The sequence below is a fragment of the Bacillus sp. 16GRE42 genome (assembly GCF_019837435.1).
Classification (GTDB): domain Bacteria; phylum Bacillota; class Bacilli; order Bacillales; family Bacillaceae_G; genus Bacillus_A; species Bacillus_A wiedmannii.
Genome location: NZ_JADAXF010000004.1, coordinates 23,111 through 38,332, shown reverse-complemented (window position 1 = coordinate 38,332; position 15,222 = coordinate 23,111). Strand labels below are relative to the sequence as shown.

At 36.8% G+C, this 15,222-nt stretch carries 18 protein-coding genes and 1 pseudogene; 12 read left to right on the top strand and 7 right to left on the bottom strand.

Going from position 1 to position 15,222, the window contains the following annotated elements:
* Position 1: 1 nt before the first annotated feature.
* Complete coding sequence (locus tag ILS93_RS20655; RefSeq protein ID WP_222661201.1) at positions 2 to 1,072, bottom strand: NAD(P)/FAD-dependent oxidoreductase; 1,071 nt, start codon at positions 1,070 to 1,072, stop codon at positions 2 to 4.
* 353 nt (positions 1,073 to 1,425) lie between these two features.
* Between ILS93_RS20655 and ILS93_RS20650 the strand changes: the two genes are divergently transcribed.
* The 3 genes from ILS93_RS20650 (at position 1,426) to ILS93_RS20640 (ending at position 3,170) form a co-directional block, all read left to right on the top strand.
* Positions 1,426 to 1,665: a YuzB family protein gene (locus ILS93_RS20650; RefSeq protein ID WP_000595025.1), complete on the top strand. Its 240-nt coding sequence runs from the start codon at positions 1,426 to 1,428 to the stop codon at positions 1,663 to 1,665.
* A 243-nt stretch (positions 1,666 to 1,908) separates the two neighbouring features.
* Complete coding sequence (gene dapF, locus ILS93_RS20645; protein ID WP_064476299.1) at positions 1,909 to 2,775, top strand: diaminopimelate epimerase; 867 nt, start codon at positions 1,909 to 1,911, stop codon at positions 2,773 to 2,775.
* A 41-nt stretch (positions 2,776 to 2,816) separates the two neighbouring features.
* A complete protein-coding gene (locus ILS93_RS20640; RefSeq protein ID WP_000573830.1) occupies positions 2,817 to 3,170 on the top strand; it encodes a HesB/IscA family protein in 354 nt (117 codons plus the stop codon).
* Between the two features lie 146 nt (positions 3,171 to 3,316).
* On the opposite strand, the gene ILS93_RS20635 is transcribed toward ILS93_RS20640, so the two are convergent.
* Complete coding sequence (locus ILS93_RS20635) at positions 3,317 to 3,880, bottom strand: GNAT family N-acetyltransferase (RefSeq protein WP_064476300.1); 564 nt, start codon at positions 3,878 to 3,880, stop codon at positions 3,317 to 3,319.
* A gap of 255 nt (positions 3,881 to 4,135) precedes the next feature.
* Between ILS93_RS20635 and ILS93_RS20630 the strand changes: the two genes are divergently transcribed.
* The 3 genes from ILS93_RS20630 to ILS93_RS20620 all read left to right on the top strand — a co-directional run bounded on the left by ILS93_RS20630 (position 4,136) and on the right by ILS93_RS20620 (position 4,957).
* Entirely contained in the window at positions 4,136 to 4,324 is a 189-nt protein-coding gene (locus ILS93_RS20630; protein ID WP_064476301.1) for a hypothetical protein, read from the top strand.
* Positions 4,325 to 4,390: 66 nt separating this feature from the next.
* A complete protein-coding gene (locus ILS93_RS20625; protein ID WP_081257367.1) occupies positions 4,391 to 4,498 on the top strand; it encodes a methyltransferase in 108 nt (35 codons plus the stop codon).
* Positions 4,499 to 4,603: 105 nt separating this feature from the next.
* Positions 4,604 to 4,957 (top strand): YxeA family protein, encoded by a 354-nt coding sequence (locus ILS93_RS20620; protein ID WP_064476302.1) that lies wholly within the window; start codon positions 4,604 to 4,606, stop codon positions 4,955 to 4,957.
* Positions 4,958 to 4,984: 27 nt separating this feature from the next.
* Here the strand turns inward: ILS93_RS20620 and ILS93_RS20615 are convergent, their stop codons facing one another.
* A complete protein-coding gene (locus tag ILS93_RS20615) occupies positions 4,985 to 5,446 on the bottom strand; it encodes a 2-thiouracil desulfurase family protein (RefSeq protein ID WP_064476303.1) in 462 nt (153 codons plus the stop codon).
* Positions 5,447 to 5,523: 77 nt separating this feature from the next.
* On the opposite strand from ILS93_RS20615, the pseudogene ILS93_RS20610 reads away from it, so the two are divergent.
* A pseudogene (locus ILS93_RS20610) lies at positions 5,524 to 6,405 on the top strand (helix-turn-helix domain-containing protein).
* Positions 6,406 to 6,422: 17 nt separating this feature from the next.
* Here ILS93_RS20610 and ILS93_RS20605 read toward each other — a convergent pair.
* The 3 genes from ILS93_RS20605 to ILS93_RS20595 all read right to left on the bottom strand — a co-directional run bounded on the left by ILS93_RS20605 (position 6,423) and on the right by ILS93_RS20595 (position 9,437).
* A complete protein-coding gene (locus ILS93_RS20605) occupies positions 6,423 to 7,670 on the bottom strand; it encodes an MFS transporter (protein WP_064476305.1) in 1,248 nt (415 codons plus the stop codon).
* A 175-nt stretch (positions 7,671 to 7,845) separates the two neighbouring features.
* Positions 7,846 to 8,322, bottom strand: a complete 477-nt coding sequence (locus ILS93_RS20600; RefSeq protein WP_149173739.1) for a GyrI-like domain-containing protein — start codon at positions 8,320 to 8,322, stop codon at positions 7,846 to 7,848.
* Between the two features lie 125 nt (positions 8,323 to 8,447).
* The gene (locus tag ILS93_RS20595; protein ID WP_000829782.1) at positions 8,448 to 9,437 is read right to left on the bottom strand and encodes an NAD(P)/FAD-dependent oxidoreductase; all 990 of its coding nucleotides are present in this window, start codon (positions 9,435 to 9,437) and stop codon (positions 8,448 to 8,450) included.
* A gap of 462 nt (positions 9,438 to 9,899) precedes the next feature.
* Here ILS93_RS20595 and ILS93_RS20590 point away from each other — a divergent pair, with 462 nt between their 5' ends.
* From ILS93_RS20590 to pepA, 5 genes are all read left to right on the top strand, one after another.
* On the top strand, positions 9,900 to 11,108 hold the full coding sequence (locus ILS93_RS20590; RefSeq protein WP_142289306.1) for an NAD(P)/FAD-dependent oxidoreductase: 1,209 nt from the start codon (positions 9,900 to 9,902) through the stop codon (positions 11,106 to 11,108).
* Between the two features lie 123 nt (positions 11,109 to 11,231).
* Positions 11,232 to 11,738: an NUDIX hydrolase gene (locus ILS93_RS20585; RefSeq protein WP_064476308.1), complete on the top strand. Its 507-nt coding sequence runs from the start codon at positions 11,232 to 11,234 to the stop codon at positions 11,736 to 11,738.
* Positions 11,735 to 12,052, top strand: a complete 318-nt coding sequence (locus ILS93_RS20580; protein WP_000027007.1) for a YuiB family protein — start codon at positions 11,735 to 11,737, stop codon at positions 12,050 to 12,052. The genes ILS93_RS20585 and ILS93_RS20580 overlap by 4 nt, the downstream gene beginning before the upstream one ends.
* Before the next feature lie 86 nt (positions 12,053 to 12,138).
* Positions 12,139 to 12,765: a 3D domain-containing protein gene (locus ILS93_RS20575; RefSeq protein WP_000920109.1), complete on the top strand. Its 627-nt coding sequence runs from the start codon at positions 12,139 to 12,141 to the stop codon at positions 12,763 to 12,765.
* Positions 12,766 to 12,911: 146 nt separating this feature from the next.
* A complete protein-coding gene (pepA, locus tag ILS93_RS20570) occupies positions 12,912 to 14,396 on the top strand; it encodes a cytosol aminopeptidase (RefSeq protein ID WP_064476309.1) in 1,485 nt (494 codons plus the stop codon).
* A 129-nt stretch (positions 14,397 to 14,525) separates the two neighbouring features.
* On the opposite strand, the gene cdaS is transcribed toward pepA, so the two are convergent.
* Positions 14,526 to 15,131, bottom strand: a complete 606-nt coding sequence (cdaS, locus tag ILS93_RS20565) for a sporulation-specific diadenylate cyclase CdaS (protein ID WP_001158734.1) — start codon at positions 15,129 to 15,131, stop codon at positions 14,526 to 14,528.
* Positions 15,132 to 15,222: the final 91 nt, after the last annotated feature.

The window sequence follows — 15,222 nt, the reverse complement described above, 5'->3', positions numbered from 1 at the left end:
ATTAACCTTTATGATGTTTATACATCCAAAGAAGACCGGATTTTAATAATCTCGGTACACGTCCCATTAATGGTTGGTTTGCAAGTAAACCGAAGCCGTGCTTCTTACCAAGAGAGCCGAGAACACCTTTTAATTTGATTACAGGTAGTTCGTCAGGAAGTGGTTCATTGTTCCAACGTTTTAATAATATTTGGACAATTTGCTCTCCTTGACCTTCAGCAAGTTGTGCAGATGGAGCGTGTGGAAGTGCTGCGCAATCTCCTACAACATACACGTGCTCGTTATTTGGAATATTGTGATATTTTGTTAAAACAACCCGTCCGCTACCATCTTGTTCAACTGGAAGGTTTCGAACAACTTCATTTGCTTGAATACCAGCTGTCCAGACGATTGCATCACATTCAAGTGGTTCATCGTGGTTGTACACAATATTTGGTTCTACTTTTGTAATGTTAGCGTTTCGTATAATAGTAACCTTATGTTTTACGAACCATTCTTCTACGTATCTACTTAATTTCTCTGGATATGGGAATAGAATTCTATCTTTTCGATCAAATAAGTGAATTTTTAAATCAGAACGGCTTTCGCGAAGTTCACTTGCAACTTCAACGCCACTTAATCCAGCGCCAACGACAGCTACTGTTGCGTTTGGTTCTAGACTATTTAATTGTTCATATGTCTTACGTGTTTGTTCAATCGATTGTAGGCTATGTGTATATTCCTTCGCCCCAGGAACGTTATGATATTTATCCTCACAGCCAAGACCGATAATTAAATCATCATATTGGATCGCTTCGCCGCCATCGAGATGAACAGCTTTTTCTTCGAGATCAATATTTGTTATTGTGCCGTATTGAATATTGAGGCGTGGGTGCTCGGGAAACGGTATACGAATATGTGTTTCTGAAATAGTACCCGCAACTAATGCATAATATTCAGTTTTGAAGCAATGATATGGTACTTTGTCGATTAATGTCACTTGTACATCATCTGGAAGTTGGTTGCTTGGAAGTAGCCTCTGCAGAATTCTCATTCCACCGTAGCCGCCACCTAGTATTACGAGGTGTTTCATGATGGATTACCCCTTTTCTGTTGAAATATCCCCTAATCATACAATTTTATATTAATAAAATATTTCGACTTTACTCAATCAAATTATATCGAATTTGTGAACAAATAACAATGCATGAATGAATACTCTGTTGTACAATAAGAAGAAAAGTAAAGTAAACTGTTTTTCCTTTTTAGTTACTATTTCATTGCAGGTAGCATGTTATATAAAATAAGACCATCTACTTTGAAGTGAAATAGTGAAGTAACTAAATAGTTTAGAATGTATAACGAAAACAACAAGAGACAGCTTAGTTTTCTTCTTAATAGATAGAGTCAGAAGGTAATTTGTTTTGTAGTACAGGGGGGAGAATTTTGATTAAACCATTAATTGAATTTTGTGTAGGTAACCTTGCGAGTGGATCACAAGCAGCTTTAGAGAAATTAGAAAAAGATCCGAATTTAGATGTAATGGAGTATGGTTGTTTAGGATATTGTGGCATTTGTTTTGAAGGACCGTTTGCACTTGTAAATGGTGAAGTAGTACAAGGTGCTACAGTAGAAGAACTGGTCAATAATGTATATGATTATTTGGATGAAAATCCAATGTTTTAAGGTGTTGCAATCAGCAGCACCTTTTTCTTTTTCTATTAGATAAAATTTTCTTTCCCGGGGGAGGATAATATTGTATATAAATAAAAAAGGCCCTTGTAAAAGGGCTTTTTTCTTACACAATTTGTGCAAGAATGGCTCATCGCCAAATGTTGTCAAATATGAGAAACGGGGGACATTCATATTGTGTTCTAAAAGCGTGCATTTTATACTTAAAATAACAAACTATTTTTGGAGTGAATACAAATGAGCCGATTTTCTTTTACAAAAATGCATGGTCTTGGCAATAGTTATATATATGTAAATATGTTTGAAGAACAAATTCCGGAAGAAGATTTAGCTCTTGTGGCGGAAAAGGTTTCCAATATTAATACTGGTATTGGAGCAGATGGGATGATTTTAATTTGTCCATCTGACGTAGCTCCGGTGAAAATGCGCATGTTTAATAATGATGGTTCAGAAGGAAAGAGTTGTGGTAACGGTTTACGATGCGTAGCGAAATATGCGTATGAGCATAAACTAGTAGAAGAAACAGTTTTCACAATTGAAACGTTAGCTGGTATTGTAACAGCGGAAGTAACGGTAGAAGAAGGGAAAGTTACATTAGCAAAAATCGATATGGGAGCACCGCGTTTAACACGTGCAGAAATACCGATGCTTGGTGAAGGTGAAACACCATTTATTCGTGAAAACTTCTTATACAATAATCATCGCTATGCATTTACAGCTGTTTCAATGGGGAATCCGCATGCGGTTATTTTTGTTGATGATGTAGAACAAGCGCCTCTTACAACACTTGGTCCAGTCTTGGAGACACATGAAATGTTCCCAGAGCGAGTAAATGTTGAATTCATCGAGATTTTGAATGATGCAGAGATGAACTTCCGCGTTTGGGAACGTGGATCTGGTGTAACACAAGCTTGTGGAACAGGGGCGTGTGCTGCAGTTGTAGCCTCTATTTTAAATGGGAAAATGGAACATGGTAAGGAAATTACAGTTCATTTAGCTGGCGGCGATTTAATGATTGCATGGACAGAAGAAGGCAATGTGTTAATGAAAGGACCAGCAGAAGTAATTTGCCGCGGAGTGTATGAGTACAAGATAGAAGCGTAAAGATGTATAATAGAATGAGAACAGAAAGGATGGTGTATTTCATGATTGAAGTAACAGAACAAGCAGCTTTTCAAATTAAAGATATGTTAAAAGATGCTGAAGATGGAGAGAAGTACGTGCGCCTTGCTGTACATGGCGGCGGATGTACGGGCCTTTCTTACGGCTTAGGATTTGAAGTAGAACCAAAAGAAGACGACACAGTTCTTGAGTTTTTCGGTGTTGAATTTGTTATCGATACAGAAAGTGCTCCAATTGTTAAAGGAGTAAAAATTGATTATAAACAATCTATGCTTGGCGGCGGATTCACAATCGACAATCCAAACGCAATCGCATCATGCGGATGTGGATCATCTTTCCGTACAGCGACGAATGCTGGTAAGCCAGAAGAGTGCTAAGTTTTTAGCAGAAATAGAGAAAGACCTTTTTAGCGATGAAATAAAATCGTTAAGGAGGTCTTTTCTTGTGTCGTAAAAAATCAAAAACGTCGCCTTCCCAATTTAGAAACCGACTTTAAGATATGTTGCACAACGAATGTTAAAATCTAATTTATTTTTGCATAGATGCAAGTATCAGTTAGTTGTTTGCCGTCAGCTGAAAGATCTTCATTACGTAATGTCCCTTCAAGCTCAAAACCTAGTTTTTCAGGGATTGCACGACTTTTCGTATTATTACGTTCACATCGTATTTCAATCCTTCTAAATTTGAATAACTGAAATCCAAAGTTTATTAACGCACTTACTACTTCTGTCATATATCCATTACCACTAAATTGCGTGTTAATCCAGTATCCAATTTCACATTTAGAAACCTTCCAATCGATTTCGTGAAGGCTAGCCGTTCCAATAAAATCATTCGTCTCCTTATGGTAGATAAGATAGCGAAAGCTTTCTCTTTTCAAAAAATCTATATGCGCATTTCTCAGGAGAATTTCGGTTTCTTCAACAGTAGGAATTGACTGGAATAAAAGTAGCCATTGCTTTAATTCACGAATGGAATCTTTAATAGCTTCGTGTACGATATTCCCTTCACCAGCTTGAAGTGGTGCCCGAAGAATGAGTCTGTCTGTTTCTATTTGTAACGGAACATCCAATAAAATAGGGTTCATAGTATTTCTCTCCTCGAAAACTTTAAATTAGGACATATAAAAACTTTCGCTCGAAAGCTAGAAAACAATAAGTATATATTCAATTCATCATTTAGAAATCCCTTTTCATATATTGAAGACGAAACTGCCAGTTGGTACAAAAAATAGCCGCTAAAGTAGCTTTAAGTTGTTCAACTTATGCATTATTATTTATTTGAGCTTCTTTTAAAGTTCTCTTTGTTTGAGTTATATTTGAAGGGTAGAAAGAGGAGATATATGCTGGAAGATATTTTTGAATTTATATTGAAGTACGTTATAGGTTCTATTTTTAGAGTTATAAGATACCTTGTGATAGATATTATAATAGAATGCATAATAGAAGGTGTAATAAACGGTATAAGGAAATTACGTGATAAAATCTGTGATAAGTGGCGAAACTGGCGTGAAAGACGTTATTGGCGGTAATAGGTACATAAAAAATTGGCAGTAAAGAGATAGAGGATAAAAAGCCTTAAGGGGGATGATTAATTCATTTCCCTTAAGGCTTTTTATAACGAAGTAGTAGCAACTCATCCAAGTTTAGAATCCGTACTCAGTCCAATTGGTGACGGAATGACGGTTTCTAAAGTGAAGAAATAATGATTATCTTACAAAAGTGTAATGTTCATGTCATGTTTTTGAATTTCTTCTTTAAAGCTTAGGCTTTAAGATAACAATATAAGAAAAACACATGAGGTGAAGGAAATGAAAAGATATATTGCACTTTTTAGTATTTTAGTTGTATTTGCAAGTCTATTAGTTGGTTGTGATTTAAATCGTATGGGTAAAGACGAGTATTACGTTCAAATTACAGTAGATGGAAAAGAGTATAATGGTAAATCTGATAATGGTGAGCCGTATAAAAATTACGAATATAAACTAAATGGTTTTGATAAAGACGGGAAAGAAAAAGAATTAGAATTTAATGCACAAAAAAATCTTCGTAAAGAAGCATTCTTACGTGTATATCACTCAAATAAAAAAGGTGTATCAGCTTGGGAAGAAGTAAAGAAAGATGAGCTTCCTGCGAAAGTGAAAGAAAAATTAGGTGCAAAATAAGAAAGAAAAAGGAATTGACGAACAGGGTCAATTCCTTTTTATATTCTCGAAATCCTCTTCTGAAATGACTTTCAATCCATGTCTTTTGAATAAAGCAGTTGTTACCCCGTAACCAGTTTGTTTATTCCCGTTAAATTCTCCAGTGTAAATCGTAGAACTACCACAAGATGGACTGCGTTCCTTTAAAATAATATATTCTGGATGTAAATCTTTCATTTGTTCTAGAGCTTTATAAGCACCGCTCACGAAAGCTTTTGTAACATCTTCACCGTCTTTTGTTATCACTTTCGCTTTCCCATCTAAAACATCATCGCCATTCCCGCCAATAATTTCAGCTGAAGGACGAGGCGTTGGTAATCCTCCTAATACTTCAGGACAAATGAGGACTGTATCTTCTTGTTGCAGTAGCTCCTCTATTTTTGAAACGAGATTGTCATTTCCATCATACCGACAAGCGATACCACCTAAACAAGCGCTAATTACGATCATATTGTCACCTCCAAAAAAATTTAAAATATCACGCCAATTTTGCTTCCTGACTCTTACCTATAAATGAGGTGATAAAAATGGGAAGCTTATATAATTTAATGAAACCATATAGTGAATTTCGAAGTAAAGAAGAGTTTAATACATATCAAAGACAAATTTTGAAGTGCTATCGATTTGAATTAAATAAAACGGATACTACCATCATTCATTTTTTAGGAAAGTATGCGGTGAATGAGAAACAGAAAACAGTGGGAGTTGCTTGTCCGTTAATGGAGACGATTGCTACAAAAGTTGGAAAGAGCATTCGTACAGTACGCCGCTCAATTGCAAAGTTAGAGGAACTAGGAATTATAAAGCGTGTTGCGACAAAAGAAAGACATAAGCGCGGCGGATATAGTGCGAACTTATATGTATTTCTTACATCTGCAATTGACCGCATGGATGACCGTATGAAACTGTCCGCATGTGAAAGTGAGGATCGTGTAGATGGCTGTAGTAAAAATGAGCAAAAAAGTGAAGGGGAAACAATTATTTTTAAAAACATTCCATAAATAAAAGAGAATAGAAAAGAAACGTACGAACTTGATGAGACGTATTGCCGTCACGATATACCGAAGCCTTTTATATACGCACTTGTGCCAATGACGCGTAATCCGAAAAAGATTAATATATTTTGGAGTAAGGTGGAACTTGCATATAAAAAGAGCGGGTTACTAGAGCAAGGTGTTTTACTGGAGCAAATATTAGCTGATGAAGAAGTGTATGGAAATTTCATTTGGCGAGTAAAGAGTGTTGTGAGAGCGTATAAATACGGGGAAATCCGTAAAAATGTTAAGGCGCTCTTATATAGTACAGTGCGGGATCTATTTTTAGAGGTTGGACTAGAATGGGGAGCAGCTGTGAGAAGAAGTAAGGGGATACTGTTATTTGATCCGTTTAAAAAGGAGCCATGCGTATAACACATGACTCCAAGTAGTTAATCAAACTTTCTTACAACTGGAACACGAATCGCTACAAAGAGTACGAAGACGATAACGGCGATTGCACCGCTTTTCATAACGGTTACGATTGGAAGTCCTATTGCAAGTGCGATTGATGTGAATGCATAAGAAAGCGGGATAAAGCCCATTGATGAGAGCATAAGTAAACTCATTACGCGTCCCATCATTTCTTCTTTTACTGTCGATTGAATCATCGCCATAAGCGGAACGATAGCCATTGCAATTGTAATACCGTAAAACATGCCAGCTAATAATGCTTGCCAAAGTACGGTGCTAAAGTTGATTGATAAGAAGAATACACCAGACAGTAGCATCATGATAATACAAAATAGACCGCGTCTACGATTAATATTTTTTAAACCGACAATGACAGCGCCTATTGCCATTCCGCCTCCTACAGATGCTTCTAAGTAACTGAACTGAAGCGAGTCACCGTGCAGAACATTTTTAACGAAAAGCGGGAAACCAACTTGCATCGGACCGATTAAAAATAAGTTTAAAAAGGCGCTACAAAGAAGGAAAGTTGAAAGGAATGGTGATTCCTTTACATATAAAATTCCTTCTTTAATAGAAGTGAACATGCCTTTGTCTGTATTTTGCTGTTCTGGCATCGTAAATTGTATTTTTTGAACGAGTATGGCTGCGACAATTAGTAATAAAATCGTGATCGAAAAGATCGTCTCATAGTTCGTAAATTTGATAAGAATTCCGCCCAGTACAGGGCCTAAGATGACCGATGCTTGATTTGACATTTGTGTAAGTGAGTTTGCTTGTGTTAAACGGCTTTTTTCTACAAGTTCAGGCAAGATAGATCCATCAGCTGACCAGAAAAAAGCATCAGCAAGCCCAAAGAATAAAGCGAATAAAGCAAATGTATATAGTGTTACATCACCTACGATGAACCATGTAAGGATGGTTGCGACAAGAATAGCACGAATAATATTAGAGTAAAACATAATGTTTTTTTTCGGGAATTTATCAGCTACAGCACCGCCGATAATCATAAAAATAAGCCTTGGAACACTAAGAGCTACGAAAACAACACCGAGTGAAGCCTCAAGGTTTAATGTTTTTGCTATGTACCAGGTTTGTGAAAAAGTAAAAAAGGCTAGGGCAAAACTTGAAAAGAGTGTAGCTGCCCAAAGGAAAAGGAAATTTGTATTTTTTAATAACGGTTTCGCATTTTCTTTTAAAGCAGATTTATTTTGTTGTAGTTCCTCCATATTGCTTCCTTTCTATGTGACAAATTTAAACTAAAAAACCTATTAACAATCGTTTTATACAGTTTCTAATATTTCTATACTGCACTTTCTCATTGTAGACAATAATGTTGGGTTTGCACAGTGGCTATTTAACGACAAAAAAGAAGATACCATTTGGTATCTTCTTTTTTGTCGTTCAGGCTAATGCAATATAAATATCTAATTGTACGTTGGTTGGATCTGTTGCTTTTTCATCATAAAGCTCAAAGTCTGTTGTAAAAGCACGTTTGTTTTCTTTCGACCATTGCCAAATATATTCCCAAGCCTCACAAACGACTTCAGCAACTGGTCCTTTTCTCGTTGTAAATACCGCATATGTAGCGGCAGGTATTGTTAAAGTTGTCATATTTTCAGGAACGTCTTCTAATGAAGAAACGGGCATACCGATCGTAAATTGATATGTACCAGTTTCATCCGATTCGTAATTTGAATAGAAAGCGAATGTTTCTTTCGTTTGTTGATTTGGGATGTGATGCATCATTTGTTCTTGGAAGTATCGGTTCCAAAGCTGTGGGATTTTTCCTTCAGTAGATGCTTCTTTTTCGTTTGTCGTCGTAATCGAAACGCCGATTGCTTGGAAATCTTCTTTTTTTACGATCTTAGGTTCTTTCATTTTAAAATATCCCCCTTATCAAATAGAACGTTTGTTCTTGTTTATTGTAACATATTTTGGAAGGATACGGTAGCACAATAATAAAAGAACTCCTTCACGTAAAAGGAGTTCTTTTCATTTCTATATTAAAACATACTTGAGCTGTGCATCGGTTGAAGTTTTGCGTTTGGATCGAAGTAAGCTTTTGCATTGTTTACTGCTGTTGGTGCTTCACCAAAGCCGCAAGCAATGAGTTTTACTTTTCCTTCATATGTACAAATGTCACCAGCAGCGTAAATGCCAGGAATATTCGTTTCCATTTTTGAGTTCACGAGAATGCTGTTTTTTTGTATATCTAAGCCCCAGTTTTTAATTGGACCAAGAGAGGAAACGAAGCCGTAGTTTACAATTACATCATCCACATCGATGATAATTTTTTCTTCCGTTTTTACGTGTTGAAGAACGACTTGTTCAATATTGTCATCACCAATGAGTTCAACTGGAACGTACGGTGTGCTTACTTCCGCACGGGAATTCATTAAGCTTTCTACGCTATGCTCATGCGCACGGAATTTATCACGGCGATGAACGATTGTAACTTTGTCAGCAATTGGCTCTAACATCATTGTCCAATCAACCGCTGAGTCGCCGCCACCAAATACTACGACGCGCTTACCAGCAAATTTATTCATATCATCAACAAAATAATGTAAGTTTTTCTTTTCGTACTTTGCTGTACCTTCTAATTCTAAGCGGCGTGGCTGGAAAGCACCATTGCCAGCAGTAATAATAACTGATTTAGAATAGTGAGTTTGCTTATTCGTAACAAGTTTAAATATACCGTCAGCTTGTTTCTCAAGCGTATCAACAGCTTCTTCTAAACAAACGGTTGGGTCAAATTTCTTCATTTGCTCTTTTAAGTTATCAACTAATTCTTGTGCACGCACTTTCGGGAATCCAGCTACATCATAAATGTATTTTTCAGGGTAGAGTGCGGATAATTGTCCTCCAAGTTGAGGTAAGCTTTCAATGATTTTTACACTTGCTTGTCTCATGCCGCCATAAAATGCTGTGAACAGTCCTGTTGGACCACCACCAATAATTGTTATGTCGTAAACTTTTTGATTTTCTGCCACTTTCATGCCCCCTATAGATGGAATTTTGATATTGATTTCATATATTGTTCATATGTACAAGAAAATCCTGCAAATGATGACACTTTCAAATAAATGATAGCATATTTGAGTTCATAATACTTTCGAAAACGACTGAATTGTGTGTAAGTTTTCGCATAGATGCTTTTTTAATTGTATAAAATATGGTGAAAGGAAAATACATGAAAAAAAGGTTGAAAAACCCTTGAAAACGCTATGTTATTTTAAAATATTGATAATTCGCCAGACGCTTGAATTCTGGAATAAAACCGACTAATATAGGGAAGTATTATGTTAAATTTCTATGACAAAAATCGTACGATTTTTTGACTGCGTTTTGTTATGATATAGAATGTGATAAATTCCACATTCTTGACAAATAGAGTTTTTAGTACTTGGTATTATTTTTCATTACTATTATATAAAGAAAAGGGTTGTGATTTGGTGAAGACTCCAAAAATCGTAGTTTTAGGTGCAGGTTATGGCGGGATGATTACGACTGTTCGTCTGCAAAAAGCATTATCTGTAAATGAAGCTGAAATTACGTTAGTAAACAACAACAGCTATCACTACCAAGCGACTTGGTTACACGAGAGCGCAGCTGGTACATTACAAGATGAAAAAATCTGTCTAGATATTCAAGACGTTATTGATACAAATAAAGTAAACTTTGTACAAGATACAGTAGTAGAAATTAAAGCTGCTGAAAAACGCATTATCTTAAAAGACGGCGAGTTAGAGTATGACTACTTAGTAATCGGTCTTGGTTTCGAATCAGAAACATTCGGAATTACAGGATTAAAAGAGCATGCATTCTCAATCGCTAACATTAATGCAACTCGTCAAATTCGTGAGCATATGGAAGCTAGTTTCGCTAAATATGCAGCTGAACAACGCGATGAGTTAGTAACAATCGTTGTTGGTGGTGCTGGATTTACTGGTATCGAGTACGTAGGTGAGCTTGCAAACCGTGTTCCAGAACTTTGCAAAGAGTACAATGTACCACGTGAAAAAGCACGTATCATCTGTGTAGAGGCTGCTCCAACAGCACTTCCAGGTTTCGATCCAGCATTAGTAGAATATGCTGTAAAACAACTTGAGAAAAAAGGCGTAGAATTCCGCATCGGTACAGCAATTAAAGAAGCAACTGAAGAAGGTATTATCGTTGCAAACGGTGATGATACTGAATTACTTAAGTCTGAAACAGTAGTTTGGGCTGCGGGTGTTCGTGGTAACGGTATTGTAGAAGAGTCTGGCTTTGAAGCAATGCGCGGACGTGTAAAAGTTGATGAGTACATGCACGCTCCAGGATACGAAGATGTATTCATGGTTGGTGACGCAGCGTTAATCATTAACGAAGAAATTAATCGTCCATATCCACCAACGGCACAAATCGCAATTCAAGAAGGTTACAACATTGCACACAACTTAACTGTGTTAGTTCGTGGCAAGGGCGAAATGAAAAAATTCGCATTTGATAATAAAGGATCTGTATGTTCTTTAGGTCATGACGATGCAATGGGCGTTGTTATGGGCAAAAAGTTAACAGGTTGGAAAGCTTCTTTCATGAAGAAAGTTATCGATAACCGTTACCTATTCTTATTAGGTGGACCTTTATTAGTTCTTAAAAAAGGTAAATTAAAGTTCTTTTAATATATAGTAGAAAAAGCAGAAACGGCTAAGAGCTGTTTCTGCTTTTTTCATTTAAAAAATATAGTATAATATATAAAAAAGAAAGAATATTCTGTCCGTTCTAGTAGAGGAGGGTATTACATCATGGAGAAGCGAGGGAAAGTGTGGTTAGCTGTTAGTGGTTTAGTTGCTACAAAAGATGGCAGGTGGCTGTTCGTTAAGAAAAAATACAGTGGATTAAAGGGGAAATGGTCTTTACCGGCTGGTTTTGTAAATGAAGGTGAGACGGTTGATGAAGCTGTGAAACGTGAAGTGTTAGAAGAGACAGGTATCGTCGCTCATGTGAAGGGGATCATTGGTGTTCGATCGGGCGTGATTCGCAATGAGATTAGTGATAATATGATTATTTTCCTTTTGGAGCCTGAAGGAGAAAACATTATTGTACAGGAGAAGGAATTGTCTGAAGTAGCATTTTTACATCCAGATACGATTGCGGACGATCCAAATACGTCTGTACTTATCAAATATTTGTTTGAAGGAAGATCAGAACCACATCTTGAGATGAACAAAACATTAGATCCAGGAGAGCAATTTGGTTATACAGCTTATCACGTATTTACGGCGCAGACGAAGGAGAGGGAGAAAGAGTGAGTATACCGGTACTACTTATTTCAATGATGTTATTTTTCATTTTATTTTTTGGAATTGGATTTTTACTCAACATGATATTGCGAGCGACATGGGTAATGGTTATTGTGTATCCGATTGTTTGTATACTTATTATTAATAAGGCGAGTGTGTGGGATTATTTTTCAAAGCCGAAAGAAACATTCTCTTCATTTGGGACAAGTGTATCGCATTTAGGGCAGGCAGATGTGTTTATTCTATCTACTGGATTAGTAGGTGCTGCCTTAGCCGGAATTGTCATTAAGAAACTTCGGAAAAGCGGATATCAAATGTTTTAATCTCCAATTCATTTGGGGATTATTTTTTTGCATATTCCTTCATCGTATAGGGAATGATTAACGATGAAGGAGTGTGGAATATAAAAATGTTAAAACGATATTGTATTCGCATTATGATGACTTGTTTACTTGTATCCGCATTATGCGTAACATGGAATGCTTTCACAGGAGTTTCTTTATTAGAGATTGTAAAGAAATATGAGGGAACGAGTGCAAAAGAAGTACATGCAGCAGAAGTTAAGAGAAATGTTGCTCCGAGTAAAGAAGTGATAAATGCTTTAGAGCAGGCAAACGACTGGTCTAAATATCGTTCAATTGAAATGACTGCAACAGGTTATACGTCGGGAATTGAATCAACTGGTAAGAGACCGGGGCATCCGGAGTATGGTATTACATATTCAGGAGTTAAGGTGAAAAGGGATTTATATTCCACAATAGCTGCGGACTTACGCGTATTCCCAATTGGAACGATTCTATTCGTACCAGGTTATGGGTACGGTGTAGTAGCTGATAAGGGCGGTGCAATAAAAGGAAACCGTCTTGATCTATATTATGATACGGTGAAAGATGTTTATAGCCAATGGGGTAAGAAAAAAGTAAATGTGTATGTAGTGAAAGTCGGAAATGGTAAGTTTTCAGAAGAAGAGTTAACGATGTTAAATCAAGACGAAACGATGCAAGTGTTTCGCGGTCAATATTTAAAACAAAGATAGTCTAGTGGGAAGTACGCTAGACTTTTTTATTTTATAAATAGAAGAAATATGGATTATATAGGATGTAACAGAAGTTAGAATTGTCGCATTTTATCGAAAATAAAGTTATAATAAAGGCAGAGTAGAGAAATTTAGGGGGTCTGAACATGTTTCAAGTACAAAAAGAATTAGCAAGCCATGAAGCGGTAATCGTTGCCTTATTTGAAGAAGAGAAAACGAGTAGTTTTGTACAAGAACTGGACAAAGCTTTTGAAGGACAATTACAAGTTTTATTAGAAGAGAAAGAACTTTCTACTAAGAAGAAAGCTATTTCAAAAGTACATAGTTTAGGAAAAACAAATGTGAAACGTTATTATTTCGTTGGTTTAGGTAAGAAAGTGTCTTACACGACAGAAACGTTGCGTTCTGCTCTTGGTAAGGCGTTTAAAACGTTACAAGCAGCGAAAGTACAAGATGCAGCAATCTTGCTTGATTCTTTCGTAACAGAGAAATTGGATGCGATTGATGTAGCTCATATTGCAGCAGAAGTACAAGGTCTTGGTACATATGAGTTACAAACGTATAAATCAGATAAAAAGGATCGTGTGGAACTAGAGAAGTTCACGGCTATTACAGCGGAAGATGCACAAGAAATTGAAGCTGCATTAACAGTTGGCTACGTACATGGACGTGCAACAAATTCAGCTCGTACACTTGTAAATATGCCACCAAACGTATTAACAGCAACAAAGCTTGCTGAGTATGCTGTTGAGTTAGCAGAAAAGTATGATATGGATTATAAAGTTCTTGAGAAAGAAGAGATGGAAGAGCTTGGTATGGGTGCGTTACTTGCAGTAAACCAAGGATCTACTGAGCCACCAAAAATGATCGCTCTTATTTATAAAGGAAAAGAAGAGTGGACAGATGTCATTGGATTCGTTGGAAAAGGGATTACATACGATACAGGTGGTTATTCTTTAAAACCACGTGAAGGCATGGTCGGTATGAAAGGTGATATGGGCGGTGCTGCGTCTGTATTAGGTGCGATGGAAATTATCGGTGAACTTCGCCCAGAGCAAAATGTGATTGCTGTTATTCCATCAACTGATAACGTTGTAAGTGGTACAGCATTTAAGCCAGACGATGTAATCACATCTATGAGCGGAAAAACAATTGAAGTATTAAATACAGATGCAGAGGGTCGCCTAGCGTTAGCTGACGGTATTACGTATGCGAAAAAACTAGGTGCAAACTATCTTATTGATGTTGCCACATTAACAGGTGGTGTAATTGTTGCACTTGGAAATCAGACGACAGGCGCAATGACAAACAATGAAGAGTTGTTTGAGCAAGTGCTAGAGGCGTCTATGGAAACAGATGAATCAATTTGGCAATTACCGATTTTTGATCGTGATAAAGAACGCGTTCGAAACAGTAAGTTTGCCGATTTAAATAACTCACCAGGCCGTGAAGGACATGCGGTTATGGCAGGTACATTCTTAGGTGAATTTGCTGAAGATACACCTTGGGTACACTTAGACATCGCGGGAACATCTGAAACGTCAGGAGCGCATGATTTAGGGCCAGCTGGAGCAACAGGTGCAATGGTACGTACACTTGCAACACTTGTTGAACGTTTCGGGGAAGAGTAAGATCCAATAGAAAAGGCTGTTCCAATATTTTGGAACAGCCTTTTTTATTGGTATGATTATTGTCATTTTTTTCGGTAAGTCGATATAATTTCATTTCCTATTGTACTGTTCTATAGGAAAAGATGGATCCTATAAAGAAATCGTATATAACGTCCCATTTAAAGCGAATGAAGTGCGGCCTGTTTCTTCAGAGACAACTAAAATAAGTGCATCGCTTTTTTCTGATAAACCAATTGCAGCTCTGTGACGTGTTCCTAGCTCAGGATCAACTTCTGTGCTTTTCGTTAACGGAAGAATATTGGCAGCTGAAACAATATGATTATTTTTAACGAGAACGGCTCCGTCATGAAGAGGGTTACCTGGATAGAAAATGGATTCAAGTAACGGTGAGGTTAAATGAGCATGTAATGTTGTTCCAGTTTGAATGAGAGAGTCAAGCGGCTCGTTTCTTTCCACAACAATAAGAGCCCCGTGTTTTCGGGCACTTAAATGTTGGACAGTTGCTGTAATAGAATGTGAGCTTTCCGTATAAGGTGATAAATACGCTTGAATATAGTATGTAGCTGCCAATGTTTGTACGTTTGCTAACATATGATGAATATCTTCCATTTTGCACAAAATACATTCATCCTCTTTATCAATTGCTTGTCTCATAATGGATAATTCTTTCTCAGCAATTTCAATCATTTGCTTTGTTTGTATTTTGAGCTCTTCTGACAAGCCCCATTCTTGCATAATCCTCATTCCCTTTATTGGAGTATTTAACCATAGTGTATACAAATATTCCTAGTAAAATCCTGTTAGATTGTAAAAAATATTGAGATAC